Genomic DNA, 19,214 nt, shown 5'->3' on the forward strand with positions numbered 1-19,214 from the left:
GGGTGGGTGCCTGCGACGGCCATGCCTCGCCACTGAAGTTCGGCCGGTACCGGACCAGATCACTGGAGAAACTGGTCGCGAGCCTGAAGAAACGGCGGCGAGCCGACCTGCCGGCCGAGCCTCCCTGCCGCCGTCGTCCATGTCAGCTTGGCGGACCGGCTCGACCAGTTGCATGCCATGGTGCCCCAGCAAGCGGTGCCGTCCGTGCGCGGCGAGCCGCGCTGCGACAGTCGGGTGATTTCGCCCGGCCGATTGCAACACCAGTTGCAGTTTAGCGACCTTATGAGCAGATCGGAGTGGAGGGTGCCCGGCCTGGGGAGGTCCGGGCGGGGCGGAGGGCTTCCCGATGTCGTCGCTGGCCGAGTCGTGGGAGCTGCCGCCGGACGGCTGGGAACCGCTGATCCCGACGGACGACGAATCGATCACGCGGCGGCGGCGCGCACTGGCTCCGATCCAGGTGCTCACTGACATCGAGCGGACCAAAGGCGCGTTGGACGGCACCTATTGGGACCGCTACGACCTGTTCACGATCTCGCTGGCGGTGATCGACCACGTAGCGCTGGCGATGGGGATCTCGGCAGGCCGCACGTGGGAAGAGGCTCTCGGCTATGCGACCGCCCAGGCCGCCCGGCAGGCACCGGACGCCGACGAGGCCGAATGGGCGTCGGTGGCGGAACGAGTGCTCGTTTCACTGGTCACGACGGACGTCGAAGTCGTCAAGCACCTGGTGCACACTGCGGCCGGGCCGGCCTGGCGGAACCAGCGGTTCCGGCTGCTGTACCTGCATCCGAGCGGCAGTGAGGGGATCGAGCACCTCCGCGCGTCGGAACAGGCGATCAACATCTTCATCGAGGCGCTCGACCTCGACATCGAGGCCGCGCAGATCGCCAACGAGGCGCAGCTCAACGCCCTGATCGCGCGCGGGGCGGTGGAATCGGCGGTGCAGATCGCCAAACTCGCCCGGTACCGGTCGATCCAATATCAGGAGCGGATCCGGCGGATCGTCGCCGACACGCTGATCGATCCGGACGTCCACGACTGGCTCGGCGAGGTGCCCGTTCTCCTGCGGGAAGCGCTCGACCACGTCAAGGACCGGCTCGACGCCGAATCGGCGCTGCTCGACGCGGTAGCGGACCGCCGCGCGGAGCTGGAGGACCAGACGAAGCTCGACGCTGCCAACCAGCTGATCGAAATCCTCCGCGAGTGCCGCCGTCGCCACGACGACCTGCACCGCCACTTGATCAGTGCCCGCAGCCGGTTGCGGGAGGCGTTGGAGGACCGGTTCCGCCGCGCGCCTCGGACAGCGCGGCGCTTCGACCTCGGCACCGACTTGCTGATGCCCTATCTCGCGCGCAGTACTGCCGTCGCCGCCGCGGCGGCCGATCGCATGGTGGCCGTGTGCGGCGGGTTGCCGGTCCGCTGGTGGCCGTCGCTGACGACGATGACGGACGAGCTGTGCACGCCAGTGCCGCCGCCGCGGCCCGGAGAGGAGTACCAGCCGCCCGAGCTCGTCGATGACCCAGGCCGCGAATGGTGGGAGCCCTATGAGGACACCGTGGAAGCGGTGCTCTCGGGTGTGGACGATCCGGTCCGGCTGTCCCAGCTGCTCGCGCGGGCCGATCGAATCGCCGATGAGGCCGGCACCGACCCTGAGGAACCGCCGCTGGACGCTGGCCTGCTGGCCGCGGCGATCGTGCACGCCGCGCACCGCGCCTGGGCGGCTCGCCTTGCCGGACGATCGGCCGGCGATCGGGTCGTGGTCGCGGTCGCCACCGGGACCAGGATCGACAGCGGCGGGATCCGCGCCGACGACCTGTTGCTCGTGCCCGGAGAAGTGCTGACGGACATCAGCGAGCCGATCGCGGTGCCGCATCCCCGTCCGGACGCGCGGGAGGAACCGGCCGAATGAGGTCCACAGCCGACGACGTCGACATCGGGAAGTTCTTCGCCTGGGCCGCCCGGCCCCGGGAAACCCCGGCCCGCAGCGAGGAATTGCATCGCATCGTGCGGCGATATCTCGACGAGCCAGATTTCGCGTCGGCAGTGGACCATGTGTTCTCTGGCGCGGGGCTGGACCTGCGCGTGGACGGCAGGGACGGCATCGTCGTCACCGCCCGGCACCATTCGCTGCTCCGCCTGACCGCGGGCGACATCATCAGACGTGCGCAATCGTCGCATCGGTCTGTGATCGGCGCGGTACTGCTGGCGGTGGCTCGCACCGCCTACCCGGAATCCGGGATGGTCGACGACCCCGACCGGGTCGCCGTGTTCACCACCCAGTCTGTCGTGGACATGCTGGACCGGACGGCACAGCGGCTGGCCGACGAGTCCGGCTCGGACAGCGATGTCGACGACGACTTGGTCGAGGGCTGGCGGCGGTGGCTGGACCTGCCGCAGGCGCGGCCCAACGCGCGCCGCCGATCGGCCGGGGACCGGCCCGGTGCCGTCAACCGGATCTGCAAGCTGCTCGTCGAATCCGGCTATCTGAACGCGAGGGGAGACACCGACGGCGGCACCTGGACGGCGCGGCCGGCGTTCCGCCACGCGGTCGCCGCCCTCGCCGAGGACTCGGAGCTCTACGCGCTGGTCAACGATCTGCCCGAACCGATCGAACTCGACCCCGCGGACCCGGCATGACCGAAACGCTGTTCCCGCTGCCCGAGGATCCGCCGGCACTGCCGGTGCCGCCGCTGCGGCTGCGCCGGGTCAAGCTCTGCGGAGTCGGCCCGGAGGGCGCCCGCTTCGACCCGCTGGATCTCGACTTCACGACCCGCGAAGGCGCGGCGGCGCGAGTCCTGCTCTCGCTGACCAACACCGGCGGCAAGTCGACCCTGATCACCTTGGTGTGCAGCCTGATCGTGCCCGCCGCGCGCGCTCAGGTCGGCGGGAAGGTGCTCGGCGACTACGTCCTCACCGGCGACACGTCGCACATCGTGTGCGAGTGGGAGGACGCCACCAGCGGCAAACGCACGGTCACGGGCGCGGTGATGGAGTGGAAGGACGGCAGGCGCCAACCCCCGCACTCGTCCCGTTCGACGAGCAATCTCTTCCGTTCCTGGTACCTGTTCACGACCGGACCTGAGCTGCCCGCCCTCGACGACCTGCCCTTGTTCGAGGGCGGTCGCCGGCAGCCTTACCGAGCATTCTGCGCCGCTGTGGACGACCTGATCGCCCAGTATCCCGGTGCGCAGGGCGTAATCACCGACATTCAGCAGAGGTGGACGAAAGCGCTCGAAGAACGGACAAGCGTCGACCCCGCGCTGTTCGGCTACCAGATGCGCATGAACGATTCCGAGGCCGGCGCGGAAAAACTGCTCGCGTCCTTCGATTCGCCGGACAACGTGGTGCGCTTCTTCGTGGCCGCGCTGAACGACCAACGAGAGCTGGAGACATTCACCGCCAGCCTGGAGGAATACGCCGTACTGGCCGCGCAACGGACGGACTTGGAAGCGATTGCCGCCTTCGGCGAGGAGATCGCGCCTCTGGTCGAACTCGTCGCGGCTCGCAGCATGGATGCGGAGGCGGCCGCCGGCGCTGCGCGGCGAGCGAATGCGCGCGGCGGCGAGCACGCTGCTGCCCTGGACAATCGGATCGAACAAGACGAAGCGTCCCTGGTCGTGCTCGCCAAGGAGGCGGAGGCCGCCGGTGCCGAGGCCAACCGGGCACGCCAGGCGTACGGGCGGATCAGCGACATCCGCCAGCAGCTCCTGCTCGAAGAAGCTCGGGCGCGAGTGGAAGCCACTGGTGCGGCCGTCGAGGAAGCGAGTGCCGAGGCGGACCAGGCGGAGCGCGACGAATTGGCCTGGCAAGCGGTCGACGCGGTGATCGATCTCGAAACCGAACGGAAGGCGAGCGAGGCCGCTGAACGCGCCTACGAGGCGGCGGACAAGGGTCTGGACTCGCTGCGCGCGGCGGTCGGCGAGGCTGCCGCGCGGACCGCGGGCCGTCTCGACGCGCTGGCGATCGAGGCGGCCCAGCTCGCGGTGTCGGCGGACGCGGCCGCTCAGTCTGCGAAGGAGCGCGGGCAAGAAGCCAGTGACCTGCTCGGTGACCTTGCTGTTCAGCTCGATCGCATCAAGAACGAGCTGAACCGGATCAAGCAGTCGCGCGAGGAAGCCGACCGGCAGACCGTTGCGGCCGTGGCCGCTGGCTGGCTCGTCGACGGCGAATCCCCGGCAGCAGCCGTACGCCGGTGGCAGGACACCCGGAGCGAGGCGTCGGAGGCGGCTGATCGGGCTGACGCCGGAGCTGAAACAGCGGCTCGGACGGCAGAGCAGCAGAGCGTCGAGATCGAAGAGCTGGACGTGGAACTGCTGGGCCTCCGCTCGTCGGCTCAACGCAGCGAGGCGAAGCTCGCCGACTTCGACCAGGATCTTGCCGGCGTCGGCGACGACGAAACTGTGGCGCAGCTGGTCGGGGGCCGTCCCGAGGACGGAGCGGAACTCGCCCGCGCCGGGCAGATGGCGGAAGAGTCGGCTCGCCGCGCCGACGAGAGGGCTGCGGAGCATGCCGAGCGTGCCCGGGCAGCGACCGAAGAGCTGGCGCTGATCGACGAAGCGGGGATCGTGCCCGCCGGGCAGGACGCGCTGGCCGTGCTGAAGCGGTTGACCGATGCCCGGATCGGGGCGTCGACCGGCTTGAGCTGGATCGAGCGCAATGTCGCGGACCCGGAGCGCCGTGCGGCGTACATCGCGGACCGCCCCGGATTGGCCGGCGGTGTGGTCGTCAGCGATCCGACCCGGTTCGATGACGGGATCGCGGTCTTGACAGCGCAGCCGGTGCACACCACGATGCCGATCGTCGTCCAGCTCGCTCCGTCCTCTGTGGACGGTACCCGGCACGAGGACGTCGTTCGGTGCCACGTTGTCGTGCCGCACCGTGCCACGTGGGATCGGGAGTGGGCGGCGGAGTCCAGAAAGGAGTTGGAGCGCACCGCGGAGTCGGAAGGAACAGCTGCGCGGGACGCGGCCGAGGCGGCGCGGCGCTATCGCGTCGCGTCGGCGCGGTGCACGGACTTCGGCCGGCGCTGGGGCCAGACCGCACGGGGTGAACTCGTGCACGCCTTCGACGTTGCGGCAGAGGCCGCCGGGGAGGTCGAGGCGCGTCGCGAAACCCTGGCGGGGCAACGAGATCAGCAACTACGCAAGGCCCAAGCGGCTCGCGCCGAAAGCGCCGCCCAGCGCCTGGCCGGGCTGAAAGCGGAGCGGCACGTCGAGCAGGCATCGGCCCTCGCCGGCGTGGTGGAGGCGACCGAGGCGGCGGCCGCACAGCTGCCGGGTCTCTACAGCAGGCGCACGCGCTTCCTCGCGGACGAGCAGAACGCGAAAAAGACGGTCGCGACCGCCGCCGGGCATTTCACCGAGCAGACCCAGAAGGCTTCGGACGCGCGCAGCGCGGCTGACGCCTACCACCGGGAGCGCGGACAACTCGGCGTCGACGAAGGGGCCCCCGACCCCGGTGAGAACTTGCAGGTGCTTCGGAACGCCTGGCAATCCTTGCGGATTGAACTGGCCAGCGCCGAGCAGGGGATGGTCGAGGCCGAGACGCTGAACCGCGCACGGCTGAGGGTCGGGCAAGCTGTGGAGCGAACCCGCCGGTTCGCCGCTGAGGTGCTTTCCGCCGCGCGAGAGCTGGCGGCCACCAGCGAGGCGTCGTCGCCTGCGAGCCGGGCTGGAGCCCAGAACCGGGCCCGGACGGCGTTCGACGCGAAGCGGACTGCGCTGGCCTCAGCGAAGGTCGAGCGGACTCAGGCGCACAAAGCGCTGGCCGAGGCGCGCCCGGCGGCATCGGACCACCAGAACTTCATCGACCTTGCCGGGACGGAGTGGTTCCCAGCCGAGCCCGGTGACATCCCCGGCCGGCTCGAACGGCTCGAGGTCCGCAACGCCGAACTGCGCCGGGCGCGCGACGAAGCGGAAGCTGCCGAGAAGGAAGCCCAGGAGTTCGTCAAGGCGGTCTCCGAGGACGTCGAGTCGTTGCAGGACATCGCGGAGTTGTGGACCGCGGCCCGGCTGCCGACTCCCCGCGTGTTCGAAGGCACCAAGACGGTGGCCCGCGACCAGATGCGGGTGTGCTTGAAGGAGAAGGCCGACGCGGATCACGACGCGCAGGAAGCTGCCGGGCGGTTGCGCACCGCTGTCGTCGCCACGCGCAACAGCGCGATGAACGCCCGCTGGTCGACATTGGAGGCAGCCGCGGCGATCCGGGTCCGGTCCCTGCCGGAGACCGATCTGGTCGCGGAGGCGGAGCTGCTGGCGAAGCGGATCCGGGCGATGGCCGAATCCGCCGCCGCCGACTTGGGCGAGCTCGATCAGCATCGGGGCATGCTGCGGGACAGTTTGCTCTCGCTGTGCCGCGACCAGCGGCGAATGCTGCGCGAGGTGTCACGCTATTCGAAGCTGCCCGGCGGGCTCGGCGACCTTTCGCATCAGGCTGCGCTCAAAATCGGGTTCGACGAGGCTCCCGACGAGGAAGCAGCGGCCCGACTGGCGAACCGGATCGACAGCTGGTCGGCCGAACTCGGCCAGAACCCGAAGCGGGCCAAGTCGTCCGACGTCCGCGCGCGGTGGCTTTCGGACGCGGTGCGCGACACCGTGCACGACCGAGTCCGGGCCGGCGCGTGGTCGATCGAGATCCTCAAACCGTCGATCGACGGCCGGGTCCGGTACTGCCCGCCGGACCGGATTCCGATCGAGTTCTCCGGCGGCCAGGTACTCACCTTGGCGGTGCTGGTGTACTGCGCGCTTTCCCGCGTACGGTCGGCCCACCGGCTGGGCGGCCCGCGGCCGGCCGGGACACTGCTCCTGGACAACCCGTTCGGCGCGGCGTCGGCGGAAGCGCTGATCCAGATGCAGCACCGGCTCGCGGCCCACTCCGGGGTCCAGCTCGTATGCGCGACCGGCCTGCACGATCCGGCTGTGGACGCGGCTTTCACCGGAGACGGCTCAGTCATCGTGAAGCTGCGCAACGACGGCGACCTCCGCCGCAACCTGTCGTACCTCCAGCTGCGTGCCACAGTCGTGGACGGGGTCGACGTCGCCGAGTCGATCATTCGCGGTCGCGACCGCGGTTCGCCGCGCAACTGGGTCGACGCGACCCGCTATGAGGTGGGTGAATGATCGTGCGACCCTCCGAGATCGAGTCCTTGCGGGCCGCGATACTCGGAACGAACTTGGTGAGAATCGAGTTCGACCGGCTTTGGCGGCTGTGGAACGACGCCGCACCGCGGTTCACCGGCGATCCGGACCAAGCCGCGGCACTGCACCACGCGCTGCGGGAGCTGTCCGACTCCGTGGTCCTCGAACTGCCCAAGCAAGCCTGGGATCGCTCGACCGTGCCCGCCTTGCCCCGCCACGTTCTCGTGCCGGCCGCGCGGCGCGCCGCAAACGGACGCGCCTGGATGACGTTCCCGTGGTGCCGGCAGCTGGGCTGGGTCTCGTCGCTGCTCACGCTGCCTCCCGCTCTGTTCGAGGATCTGATCGCACTCAACGACTGGTTCGGCCGGGTCGTCCAGGAAGGCCTTCCGGTGGTGCCGGTCCGGTATCGCTCCGGCGAGATCTTCGGCCGGGAGAAACGGCTCGACGAGCTGGAGCGGACCACCCTGTTCGGTCCCGGCCGGTTGAATCTCGCGATGCTGGCCTGCCGGAGGCTCGCGCCTCCGGCTCCGGCTGCGGCCGTGGGAACCGGTCCGGATGTGCTCGTCGTGGAGAACAGTGACGCCTATTGGGTGGCGGTGGAGGAGCTCCGCGGCAGCGCGGAACACGGCATAGGTGCCGTCGTCTGGGGATCCGGCAAGACCTTTCCGGCGCAGGTCCCTTCGCTCGCGGTCGATGTGGCCGGACAGGGACCGCTGCGCGGGATTGCTTGGTACTGGGGCGATTATGACCCGATTGGCACTGCGACTGCAGTGGCGGCGGCCCGCGCGACCGACGGGATCGAGGTCCGCCCGGCCACGGGATTGTGGGCGGAGATGGCCCGGATCCCCGTGCAGGAAGCGGGCACTCTCGACTGGTCGGCGGCGGTCGGCGAGGAGTGGCTGGGGTCGGAGGTATGGGCGCAGCTGTCCTACGTCCGGGCCGCGGGCGGCCGGATCGCGCAGGAACTGGTCCCGGTGGAAGCCGTTGTCGCGTGGGTTGCCGGTCTCTCGGCGAGTGCACGCGGCTAGGCAGTTCCTCGCCGGCAGGAGCGATCAGTTCCGAGAATCGTCAGGAAGCGCTGCGTTGCCGAGCTTACGCGGGAAGTGCACATCGTCGACGACGTGCTCGGGGAACCGATCGGAGACCTGGTCCGCGACACTCTCGGGTCCCGGTCGCACGCCGACGAGGCGCGCGCCGAGTTGATCCGGGTTCACTAAGCCACAAGATGCTGATGAGCGTCCTCGGCGGGATGAGTGAGTCGGAACTCAGCACGTTCAGGCGCGGGCCCGTTCGGCGATGGATGCGCAGGTGATCAACGAGGGACGGCGTCAGGGCGGTCGGGCACCGTACGGGTATCGAGTGGTGGACGGCGGTCCGCATCCGAATCCGCGGAAGGCTGCTGAGGGGTTTCGCCTGCGGGTACTGGAAATCGATGAGCCTGCGGCGGATGCGGTGCGCCGGATGTTCGCCGAGTATTTGGCAGGCGTGGGCGACCGCGTCATCGCTCGTGGGCTGAACCAGGACGGCATTCCGTGTCCGTCGAAGGCTCGGCCGGAGCAGAACCGGCACACGTCCGGGGGAGGGCTGGCAGGGCTCGACTGTCCGGGCGATCCTGGAGAATCCCAGGTACACGGGTTATGCGGTATTCGGGCGGTGGACGAAGCATGAGCGTCTGCTGAATCCGGATGATGTGAGCGCTGGTTACGTCGTGCGGTTCCGGAAGTCGGATCCGGGCACGGTGGTCCGGTCGCGGCGGCAGTCGCATCCGGAGATCGCGTCGGTGGAGACGTTCGCGCAGGCGCAGTTGCTGCGGCGGTCGCGTGGGGCTGGCGGGATGCGCGGTATCGCGAAGCTGGAGCGGGACCGGCCGACGTCGAGGAACGTCTACCTGCTGAAAGGCCTGATTCGCTGCGAGATCTGCAGACGGAAGATGCAGGGCGCGCCGATCCGGAAGGCGGTTTGCTACCGGTGCGTGGCGAGGACGTTGGCACCTGGGTCATCTGCGTTGGAGAGCCACCCGAAGACGGTCAATCTGCGGAAGACGTCGTGATGCCCGCGCTGAACAGCTGGCTGTGTCAGGTGTTCGACCCGGCGGACCGGGACGATACGGTCGCTGCGCTGGTGGATTCGCAGGGCGGGACGTACTCGACCGGCAGGGAGTCAGCTGAGAAGCGGCTGGCTGACGCGGAGTCGCGGCTGCGCCGACATCAGGCGGCGATCGAGGTGGGTGTGGATCCGGCCGCGGTGGTCGAGGCGATCAACACGGTGCAGGCGGAGGGGGAGGCGGCGCGCCGAGTTGCAGCACTTGCCCAAAGCGACCGTGGTCGAGGCGGCGGAGGTGTACGCGCGGCTCGATTCGATGGACGACGTGGCCCGAGCGTTGAACTCGCGGAGGCCGGAGCGGATTACGCGGGTCTACCGGGACCTCGGCGTGCAGCTCCGCTATGACAATGAAAAGAGGCGGTCGTAGTGACCGCCTCTCCCCGTGTGTCTAACGTGTGTGTCCGAGGGGCGAGTTGCACACTATCCACACGCCTCCAGCTGCGTGGGTGATCGCGCAACCGGGCGACTGCTGCCAGAGTTGCCGCTCGGCCGTCAGCTTCTGCGGGAATCTACGTCGGCAGCGAGCCGTAAAAGTCGCGAGACGTGCGACTCGATAGAAACCGCGTGCACGCGAGGCATAGCACTCCGCCAGGCCCTGCGGGTGCACGGCTGCACTTCGAGCAGATGCGCTCGGCAACCGGCTGGTCGTGCACCGGATTCGCACAGAACCTGCGGTCCGCATCGGGGCGGCCGCGGATTTTCCGGTTGTCCGGAAAGTAAGAGCCGGTGAGCCCGGTCAGTTCCTGGAACAACTGCAGGTTCTCGGGTGCGACCAGGTGAACGTCGCCCTGAAGCGCGCGCATGGGGACGATCCGCTCGGCTGGGAGCATAGCCGCCACGTCGTCGACGGTCAGACCTCTCCACGGCTCCCGATACGGGTGAAAGCCACCGCACGGACGTTTCGCGCGCTTCTTCGTGCTGGTCGGACAGACACCGAAATTCGTGGCGGTACAGGCGCGTGCGACGAACCGGCTGGGGCCGAGTGCCGTCGCCGAGCGCCTCGGCGGCATCGAGCTCCACGGCAACCGGTTACAGCCGAGCGTCGGCACCTGATGAAACCATCGCGGAGTCCGGTCGGAGTCGAGGAACCAGACCGGCAGCCATCCCGCTCGGAACGACTTCGTGGTCCGGGACTTGGCCAGACGGACCTCCAGCTCCGACCGTTGTACCTCGATGCCGGTACGGCGAGGACCGTCGATGGCCACGTCGAGAATCGTCCCGGCCCCTGTCCGCATCTCCTGCGACGCCCGGTAGCCGGCATCCTCGGCAGCGCGCTGCCAGTAGTCCTTCTGCCTCTGATGTTCGGGCGACTCCTGTGAGATGACGTGGGTCTGCGTACATGCGCTTCCGCGGAAGTGCACGGCGGCATACCGGCCGTGCTGGAGCCGGACGAACATTTCGGCCCCTTCGTCCTCGACCGACGCACGCTGGCAAAGGAGGACCCGGTCGCCTCGGTCGATCTGGTACTGCAGGGAGCTGATCAGCGCGAAGTCACGTTCGCTGAGTCTCGACAAGTCGAGCAGGCGGTTCTCGGGCGTGTATAGCACCAAGGTCGACATCCGGCGCCTCCCGACGACTCCTCACGGACAGTGGTAAATTACTTACGATGCGCTACGGCACGCGACACTGACAATGCGTCCATCTGGGTGTCGTACGACGAGGACCACGAGAAACGCTGCATGGTCGGCCCGGCGGACCGCGATCAGTCGATCGACGAGTCGCGTGTGTCCGGCGGTGCCTCGGCACGGTAGGCGAACTGGCGCCGGATGGACCGCTGCTGATCACTGGACGAGCGTTTGCCAAGTGTGTAACCGCTCGGCCACGACCTCTGTCGCGACGTAACGTCACCTAGCGTGACCGCGACTCGATAGCCAGGTGGATGTCCGTTCTTGCCCTGTTGCGAGTATGCGACGCCGGCGAGGCGAGAATGACTAGGATCATCGGCTGAGCAGTGATCAGCGAACAAGGGGAGGCGCATTGCCGGGCGGTGGACCAACTGGACCCAAACCTGGACCTCCGCCGCGGCAGAAGCGCTGGTTTCAGGAACGGACGTCGCCCTATCCATGGGAGCAGGACGGGCTTGATCATGTGCAGCGGCTCATGCCGAATGCAGAGCCCTACCGCGCGTGGGCGACGTTCTCGTTCACCGGTGCCTCGGGTCGCGTCAACGAGTGCGACCTCCTTGTCGCGGTTCCTGGCGGGCTGTACCTGATCGAGCTGAAAGGGCACCCCGGGCGGGTCGTGAACAACGGCGAGACCTGGCGGTTCTTCAAGGACGGCTCCCGCCGGGCGCGCACGCTGCGGAATCCGCTGCATCTCACCGATCTCAAGTCGAAGGAGCTCAAAGGCAGGCTGGAATGGGCTGCGAACCGACTGCACATCAGCCAGCGGGTTCCACGCGTCGAACCCGCCGTGTTCCTGTCCTCGCCGGATCTGCGGTCCGAGCTGGACGACGTGCAGCGCGCGAAGGTCTACGGCCGAGACGGGGTGTCCCACGGCCTGTCGGAGCTGTGGCGTGACCTGCTGTCCCGCCCGCCGCAGCGGGACTCACAGCGGATCACGCCTGCTTTCTCCTCGGTCCTGGAGAGTCTGCTGACGGAAATCGGGATCCGCGCGTCGACGGCGCACCTCCGCTTCGGCGACGATTGGACGCTGAGCCCGGATCTGCTCGACGCCGGCCCGACCTGGGAAGACCGCCTGGCCGAGCGGAAGGACATCGTCCGCGAAGAGGGCCGGGTCCGGATCTACCTGACGAACCTGCAGGCGAGCGAGGAACAGCAGCAGTCCGTCGAACGCGCGGCGCGTCGCGAGTACCAGGTGCTGCAGGGCATCACCCACCGCGGAATCGCACAGGCCGTGCAGATCCGCGACCACGGGGGCGGCCCGGCGATCCTGTTCCGCCACCGAGCGGACGACCTGCGGCTGGATTCCTACCTCGCGGTCCAGGGCGAGGGCCTCAGTGCCGAGGTCCGTCTTGACATGGTGCGTCAGCTCGCCGAGGCCGTGCACTACGCGCACAGCCGTTCCCTGTATCACCGCGCGCTCGCCGCGCGGTCGGTTTACGTGTCGGCGAAGGACGATGGCTCCAAACCGGTCATGCGCATCATCGACTGGCAGGCAGCGGCCCGCGACTTCGATACGACTGGGTTTTCCTCGATTGGCAACACCTCGCTGCCGGGAGAGCACGTGTCGAACGCTGCCGACGTGTACCTGGCGCCAGAGGTCGATACGGCGTTCGCCGATCCGGTCGACCTCGATGTGTTCGGGCTCGGGGCCGTCTCGTACTTCATCGCCACCGGAGCGCCGCCCGCCGCGCAGCGGAGCGGGCTCATCGAACGGCTTGCCACCGACAAGGGACTGCATCCCTACGCCGTCTCCGACGTCATCTCCGACCAGCTTGACGCGCTGATCTTCGCCGCAACCCGCGCCGACGTCGCCGACCGCCTCGATTCGGCCGAAGCATTCCTGGCCCAGCTCGACGCGGCCGCGAAGGACTCCGCCTCCGCCGAAGCGGCCCCGGTACAGGTCGATCCCCTCACCGCGGTGCCTGGACAGCACGTCGACGGCGACTGGGAGGTTGAGCGGGTCCTTGGCACCGGTGCGACGGCTCGGGCCCTGCTGGTCACCCGTTCTCGCGAGGACGAAGACGGCTTACGAGACAGCCAGCGTCGTGTTTTCAAGGTCGCGCTGGACGACGAGAAGGCCGATCGGCTCCGCGCCGAGGCGGGTGCGTTGGCCGAGGTCGGCGGCGGAGTGATCGTCCGGTTGCTCGACGGCCCGCGTGACCTTGGTGGCCGGACGGTCCTGGACCTGGAGTTCGCCGGCGGCGAGGACATCTCGCGGTCAACCCTCGGTGCACTGCTGCGCGCCGAAGGCAAGCTCAGCTATCACAATCTGGACCGCTACGGCAAAGACCTCTTCACCGCGCTCGATCACCTGGCCGGCAAAGGGGTACGGCACCGGGACCTCAAGCCGGACAACTTCGGGGTGTACCGGCGGGCCGACCGCTCCACGCAGCTGATGTTGTTCGACTTTTCCCTCGCGAACGTCTCCGATCGCGACGTCCGCGCGGGCACTCGCGGCTACCTCGACCCGTTCCTCGGCTCCCTCCGGCGTCCCGCCTTCGACGACCACGCCGAGCGCTACGCGGCGGCGGTGACCCTGCACGAGATGGCCGCCGGCCAGCGGCCGGTGTGGGGCGACGGCATGAACAACCCGCAGACCACGACCGACGAGACGCCCACGATCGCGTCGGATCTGTTCGACCCCGCCCTCCGGGACGGGCTCACCGCGTTTTTCCAGCGTGCCTTCCACCGCGACGTCGATCGACGCTTCGACACTTACCGGCAAATGGAGGATCAGTGGCGCGCGGTGTTCGTCGACGCGGACACGGCTGCCCCGCCGACCAACCAGGACACGGTCGGGATTGAAGGCGACTCCCTGGATGAGACCCGTGACGCGCATGCGGCTGCAGCCAAACTCGAGACCCCGCTCGAGCTGGCTGGCCTGACCCCGCGAGCGGTGTCGGTGGCACAGAGCTTCGAGGCGACGAGTGTGGGGCAGCTGCTCGGCGTTCCGCTTCACCTAATTGCGAAGGCACGCGGTGCGGGCGCGGTGGTGCGGAAGGAACTCAACCGTCGGCACAAACAGTGGTCCAAACTGCTGCACGCGGCAGAATCCGCGGCTGTGCGACCAGTCGGGGAGAGCGACGGGACCATCGAGGAACTGGCCGCGCTCCTCACTCCGGCGCAGACCCGGCGCGGGTCGAGCAAGGCCGACGTGATCCGGTTGACGCTCGGCCTGCCCGACAGCGGCGAGCCGTTGGAACCGTGGGCTTCGCAAGGCGCGGTCGCCAAGCGGCTCGACATCTCGCAGCCGTCTGTGTCACGGCACCTCACCGCCGCGTTCAAGGAGTGGGCGGCCGCGGATTGGCTGACGGACATTCGGAAAAACCTGGTCGACGCGGTCGCCGAGGCCGGTCGAGTCGTCACCGTCCAGGCGCTGGCTGCTGCTCTGCGGGCCCAGTACGGTGCCAGCGAGGACGACGCCGAGCGCACTATGGCGCGGGCGATGGCAGTCGTGCGCGCCGCGGTGGAGACCGAAGCCTGGGCTGGCCTGCACACGAACGACACGGAAGGAACCGGCCCGCGCGTCGCGGTTCTGCGCCGAGGGCAGCGGGTGCTGATCGCTTTGGAGTCGCTGCCCGGCTCGCAGGACCCGAGTGCCCCGGAAATGGCGGACTACGCGCTCGCTCTCGGCGTGCGCGCTGACGAACTGGTGGGCCGGGATCCGTTGCCCGGCCGGGGTGTCGTCGTGCGGGAGCTGCGCGCGGTGTCCGTGCCGGTGGGCCTGCGGCCGCTGGCCGACACCCGGCTCGTCGAGCTGGCGTCGGTGATGTCCGAGCACGCGGCGGCGTCGCCTCGGCTCGAGCTGTACCCGCAGGCGCTGGATTTGGTGCGGGCTCTGCGTATCTCACAGGCCGCGGCCGGGGTCCGGCGGGGTGTCGGCATCACCCAGCCCGACCTGATCGCAAAGGTTCGAGCACGGTTTCCCACCATCGAGGTGGACGAGCGGCTCACCCACGTCGAGCTTGAAGACGCGCTGCACGCGGCCGGCTTCCCGTTGGACTACGACACGGCAACCAAGACGTTCCGGCCACCGGCGCTTGAGCTGTCGCGTCTCTCCACCTCGTCGGCGCTCAGTGCGCACGGCCATGTGCGGGCTGCCGGAGCCGATCCGCATGAGGTACTGACGAGGAAGCTCGCGGCGTCGATCGAGCGCGGCGGGTTCCGCGCGCTCACCTTGCGCGGGGCTTATTTACCGGGCACCCCGGAGGGCATTGCTGCTCGGTACCCGGTGCGGGCGATCGATGTCGACCGCGAGTTCGTGGCCGCGTTCCGAACTCTGGTGGCGGAACGCAGGCAGGACTGGGCGAAAGTCGGCAAGCTGGACGCGAGGTTCAGCGAAACTGGCATCATGTCGCCAGGACTGGCGTCGTATGTGCGGGCGACTTGGGACCGGGTGCGCTCCCACATCGACGACGCGGCGCGCGAGCCCAAGAAGGTGTTTTTCCTGTTCCATGCGGGCATGGTGGGCCGCTATTTTGCCGAGGGCGGCCACGCCCTGCTGACCGACCTGCAGGCCGCAGCCCGCGATCCAGGCGACCCGCCACACGGCCTGTGGCTGTTGTGTCCGGCGGAGTCGGCGCTCGACACCCCGCAGCTGAACGGGAAGACCGTCGAAATAACGGATAAAAGCGAACAGGTGGTGCTCGACCGCGAGTTCCTCGAGAAGATCCGCGCTACGGATGGTGCGGCATGAGAGAAGGGCGAGAGCGACCGGTGACGACGGCAGTGCGCGCGGTAGACGGCAAGCAGCTGGTGAAGGATCTTCAACGCCAGGTGCTGATCCTGGAGGACGACCTCCGGGAGCGCGCTGGCGAAGAACCCGAATTCGCCACCGCGCTTCGGACTGAGTACGACGACGCTTTCGACAAGAAGCGCACCGCCGCGACGTACGAGTCGTGGCTCGACGCGCGGGTCACGCAGGTCGCGGCCGCGTGGGTGCTTGGCACGGTGTTCGTGCGGTTCTGCGAGGACAATGGGCTTATCGAGCGGCCGTTCATTTCCGGTCCCGGCGAGCGGCTCCGGGACGCTGAAGAACACCACGAGGCGTACAACCGCAAGTTCACGGGCCACAACGACCGCGATTGGCTGATCGCGGCGTTCGACCATCTTGCCGCTACTCATCCCACAGTCGCCGGGCTTTTCGACAAGCGGCACAACCCGCTGTGGGAGATCACGCCGTCGTATGAGGCGGCGACGTCGCTGCTGAAGTTCTGGCGGCGGCCTGACGAAGAGCTTCGCCACGACTTCACCGATCCCGAGTGGGACACTCGGTTTCTTGGCGACCTCTACCAGGATCTTTCCGAACATGCTCGCAAGACTTATGCGTTGCTGCAGACGCCGGAGTTCGTTGAGGAGTTCATCCTTGACCTGACGTTGGAGCCGGCTGTCGAGGAGTTCGGACTCAAGGGGCTGCGGACGATCGACCCGGCGTGCGGCTCTGGTCACTTCCTGCTCGGTATCTTCCATCGTTTGCTGGCCAAGTGGCGGATCGCTGAGCCTGGGACCGACGACTGGGAGCTGGTCAAGCGCTCGCTGGAGTCGGTGCACGGTTGCGACAAGAACCCGTTCGCCGTGTCCATCGCCCGGTTCCGGCTGCTCGTCGCCGCGCTGCGCGCGGCGGGCGAGACCCGCCTGGCGGCTGCTCCGACGTTCCCGATCAACGTAGCCGCCGGCGACTCCCTCATGCACGGCCGAGGCGCACCGGGCGTTCAGGGTGAACTTTTCCCATCCGACAAGCCGCACACCTACACGACCGAGGACGTCGACGAGTTCTCCGACTCGTGTGACCTTCTGGGACGAGCTTCTTACCATGTCGTTGTCGGGAATCCGCCCTACGTCACGGTGAAGGACAAGCGAGAAAACCAAAACTACCGTAATGGCTACGATGCGTGTTCCGGCACGTATGCGTTGTCGGTGCCTTTTACGCAACGCCTGTTCCAACTTGCGATCCGCCGCGACGGCAGCGACCGCGATGCAGGGCTCGTCGGCCAGATTACCTCGAACTCATTCATGAAACGCGAGTTCGGCAAGAAGCTCATCGAGAGATTCCTGCCGACTGTGCAGTTGACTCATATCATTGACACATCCGGTGCCTACATTCCTGGACATGGAACGCCGACAGTCATCCTCGTTGGCCGCAACCACCCCTACCGTCAAAACGATCCCGCTAGGGCGGTGCTCGGTGTTCGCGGAGAGCCGAGCCCGCCTGAAGACCCGTCGCGAGGGATAGTCTGGTCCGCGATCGTCTCGCAGATCGGCGAGCCGGGAAGCGAGTCGGACTGGGTGTCTGTCGCTGACGTTGATAGAGCAACTTTCTCTAAGTTTCCGTGGTCTCTGAGCGGTGGTGGTGCGGGAGATTTGATGATACTAATTGAGCGCTTTCCGGATACGCTCGGCACTGCAATTTCAGAAGACGGTCGAACAACGCATACCGGTCTTGACGACGCATTCTACCTTCCCGGCAGCGCTGCGCGCACACGTGCACTAAGTTCTGGCTTCGTTCCTTTCGTTCTCGGCGAGGAAGCTCGCGATTACCACATTGATGCGCGCACTGCCACATTTTTCCCGTATGATTCTAAGGGTGATGCTCGAATGGTCACCAGTCTTGAATATCGGTTCTTGTGGTCGAATAGAACTGTTCTGCGTGAGCGCGTTGACTTCGGTAATAAGCCAGAGGATCGCGGCCTGCGTTGGTTCGACCACAGCATGTTCTTTCCTCGGCGATTTCAGCAACCTCTGTCTATCGCGTTTGCTTTTGTGGCGACGCATAATCATTTCGTCCTAGACCGAGGTGGTAAAGTATTCAATCGTTCAGCACCTGTTATACAATTGACCCAAGGTGCGAGTGAGAGCGATCACTTTTCCTTGTTGGGCGTCTTAAATTCTTCGACGGCGTGCTTTTGGATCAAGCAGGTCAACTATGCAGGTGGAGGTGATCCTGTTGGAGGGTCGGGTGCAAGGGTAAGCGCGGAAAAATGGTCTGAACGTTATCAGTTCAACTCGGGATCTCTGCATGATTTCCCGTTGCCTGCCAACCTTGCTTTGAACGGTGGGCGGCTGTTGGATTCACTCGCTCAGCAGCTCGCGGCGCTCGAGCCAGGAGCATTGTGCGGTAGCGAGGTGCCATCGAGGAAGCGCCTCAACGACACGCGGATAGAGCACGAGAGCGTTCGAAGCCGAATGATCGCGATCCAGGAAGAACTCGACTGGCACACCTACGGCCTGTATGAACTGCTGGCGGCTGCCGATCTGGTGCAGGTCACCGTCGCCGACCGTAATAGTGACGCTCCCGAGATCCGTCTTGGCGAGCGCGCCTTTGAGATCGTGCTTGCGCGCAAAGTCGCAGCGGGCAAGCTCGAGACAGCATGGTTCGAACGCCACGGCTCGACCCCCATCACCGAGATCCCGGCCCATTGGCCCGAGTGGTACCGGAAGATCGTGCAGGCGCGGATCGACATCATCGAACAACGCCGCGACATCGCGCTGATCGAACGCCCGGAATGCAAACGTCGCTGGGCGACGCAGCCGTGGGAGAAGAAAGAAGCCGAAGCCCTCGAAACCTGGCTCCTGGACCGCTGCGAGCGACGCGACCTCTGGTACAGCCTGCGGGACGGATTCGAGCAGCCCCACGTACGGACGATCAGCCAGCTCGCCGACGCGTTCCGGGGCGACGCCGACATGCACTCGGTTGCGCAGCTTTACGCGACCGACCACCTCGGCAAACGCGACCTCACGCTGGCCCAGGTTCTGGAAAAGATCATCGCCGACGAGCATGTGCCGTTCCTCGCCGCGATGCGCTATAAGGACCCCGGGCTGCGCAAGCGCGCGCAGTGGGAGAAGGTCTGGGAGCAGCAGCGCGAAGAAGACAGGACCGGCGAACGACTCGACATCCCGGTGCCGCCGAAGTACACCTCCGCTGATTTCCGCAAAACCAGCTACTGGTCCCAGCGCGGCAAACTCGACGTGCCGAAGGAACGCTTCATCTCCTACCCCGACGCGAGCCCCGACGGCGACCCGACTCTGCTGCTCGGCTGGGCCGGGTGGGATCACAAGGACCAGGCGCAGGCGCTGGTCAACGTCATCAACGACCGGACGCAGGAAGCCGGCTGGGAAGCCGGGCGGCTGAAGCCGTTGCTGGCTGGGCTTGCCGAGGTCATGCCGTGGGTCGAGCAGTGGCACGGCGAGTACGACGCAGAGTGGGGCGGGGTGCCGTCCGAGGAATACCAGGCTTTCCTCGACGAGCAGCTGACCAAACATCAGCTGGCGAAGCAGGACTTGACCGGATGGCGTCCCGAGGCCTCGCGCCGCGGGCGTCGCACCAGCAGCGCAAAGGGTGATCAGCAGTGAG

At 67.4% G+C, this 19,214-nt stretch carries 10 protein-coding genes; 9 read left to right on the plus strand and 1 reads right to left on the minus strand.

The genetic code is table 11. The features are described 5' to 3' along the window. Positions 1 to 346 precede the first annotated feature (346 nt). The 7 genes from EIZ44_RS25725 to EIZ44_RS45660 all read left to right on the plus strand — a co-directional run bounded on the left by EIZ44_RS25725 (position 347) and on the right by EIZ44_RS45660 (position 9,606). A complete protein-coding gene (locus tag EIZ44_RS25725) occupies positions 347 to 1,909 on the plus strand; it encodes a hypothetical protein (RefSeq protein WP_134731658.1) in 1,563 nt (520 codons plus the stop codon). Then, entirely contained in the window at positions 1,906 to 2,637 is a 732-nt protein-coding gene (locus EIZ44_RS25730) for a hypothetical protein (protein ID WP_134731661.1), read from the plus strand. Before EIZ44_RS25725 ends, EIZ44_RS25730 begins: the two co-directional genes overlap by 4 nt. Further along, positions 2,634 to 7,118 (plus strand): coiled-coil domain-containing protein, encoded by a 4,485-nt coding sequence (locus EIZ44_RS25735; protein WP_134731663.1) that lies wholly within the window; start codon positions 2,634 to 2,636, stop codon positions 7,116 to 7,118. The genes EIZ44_RS25730 and EIZ44_RS25735 overlap by 4 nt, the downstream gene beginning before the upstream one ends. Then, positions 7,115 to 8,164 (plus strand): hypothetical protein, encoded by a 1,050-nt coding sequence (locus tag EIZ44_RS25740; RefSeq protein ID WP_134731665.1) that lies wholly within the window; start codon positions 7,115 to 7,117, stop codon positions 8,162 to 8,164. Before EIZ44_RS25735 ends, EIZ44_RS25740 begins: the two co-directional genes overlap by 4 nt. 268 nt (positions 8,165 to 8,432) lie before the next feature. Beyond that, a complete protein-coding gene (locus tag EIZ44_RS46095; protein ID WP_338081089.1) occupies positions 8,433 to 8,804 on the plus strand; it encodes a recombinase family protein in 372 nt (123 codons plus the stop codon). Further along, entirely contained in the window at positions 8,749 to 9,186 is a 438-nt protein-coding gene (locus EIZ44_RS45655) for a hypothetical protein (protein WP_439098623.1), read from the plus strand. Before EIZ44_RS46095 ends, EIZ44_RS45655 begins: the two co-directional genes overlap by 56 nt. A gap of 255 nt (positions 9,187 to 9,441) precedes the next feature. Further along, positions 9,442 to 9,606 carry a hypothetical protein gene (locus EIZ44_RS45660; protein ID WP_240691414.1) on the plus strand — a complete coding sequence of 55 codons (165 nt, stop codon included), beginning with the start codon at positions 9,442 to 9,444 and terminating at the stop codon, positions 9,604 to 9,606. 142 nt (positions 9,607 to 9,748) lie between these two features. Here the strand turns inward: EIZ44_RS45660 and EIZ44_RS25750 are convergent, their stop codons facing one another. After that, on the minus strand, positions 9,749 to 10,798 hold the full coding sequence (locus tag EIZ44_RS25750; RefSeq protein WP_134731667.1) for a competence protein CoiA family protein: 1,050 nt from the start codon (positions 10,796 to 10,798) through the stop codon (positions 9,749 to 9,751). Positions 10,799 to 11,216: 418 nt separating this feature from the next. Here EIZ44_RS25750 and pglW point away from each other — a divergent pair, with 418 nt between their 5' ends. Together pglW and pglX are read left to right on the plus strand one after the other, a co-directional pair. Then, positions 11,217 to 15,560, plus strand: coding sequence for a BREX system serine/threonine kinase PglW (gene pglW / locus EIZ44_RS25755; protein WP_134731669.1), 4,344 nt, complete (start codon positions 11,217 to 11,219; stop codon positions 15,558 to 15,560). Continuing rightward, positions 15,557 to 19,213: a BREX-2 system adenine-specific DNA-methyltransferase PglX gene (pglX, locus tag EIZ44_RS25760; protein ID WP_134731671.1), complete on the plus strand. Its 3,657-nt coding sequence runs from the start codon at positions 15,557 to 15,559 to the stop codon at positions 19,211 to 19,213. Before pglW ends, pglX begins: the two co-directional genes overlap by 4 nt. The last annotated feature ends 1 nt before the right edge of the window (position 19,214 follow it).

Origin of the sequence: Amycolatopsis nivea (genome assembly GCF_004522235.1) — a bacterium.
Lineage (GTDB): Bacteria > Actinomycetota > Actinomycetes > Mycobacteriales > Pseudonocardiaceae > Amycolatopsis > Amycolatopsis nivea.

Excerpts from the sequence above, each read along its gene's own strand:
- EIZ44_RS46095 (WP_338081089.1), top strand. The coding sequence starts at position 8,433 with ATGGATGCGCAGGTGATCAACGAGGGACGGCGTCAGGGCGGTCGGGCA.
- pglX (WP_134731671.1), top strand. The coding sequence starts at position 15,557 with ATGAGAGAAGGGCGAGAGCGACCGGTGACGACGGCAGTGCGCGCGGTA.
- EIZ44_RS25750 (WP_134731667.1), bottom strand. The coding sequence starts at position 10,798 with ATGTCGACCTTGGTGCTATACACGCCCGAGAACCGCCTGCTCGACTTG.
- EIZ44_RS25725 (WP_134731658.1), top strand. The coding sequence starts at position 347 with ATGTCGTCGCTGGCCGAGTCGTGGGAGCTGCCGCCGGACGGCTGGGAA.
- EIZ44_RS25740 (WP_134731665.1), top strand. The coding sequence starts at position 7,115 with ATGATCGTGCGACCCTCCGAGATCGAGTCCTTGCGGGCCGCGATACTC.
- EIZ44_RS25730 (WP_134731661.1), top strand. The coding sequence starts at position 1,906 with ATGAGGTCCACAGCCGACGACGTCGACATCGGGAAGTTCTTCGCCTGG.
- EIZ44_RS25735 (WP_134731663.1), top strand. The coding sequence starts at position 2,634 with ATGACCGAAACGCTGTTCCCGCTGCCCGAGGATCCGCCGGCACTGCCG.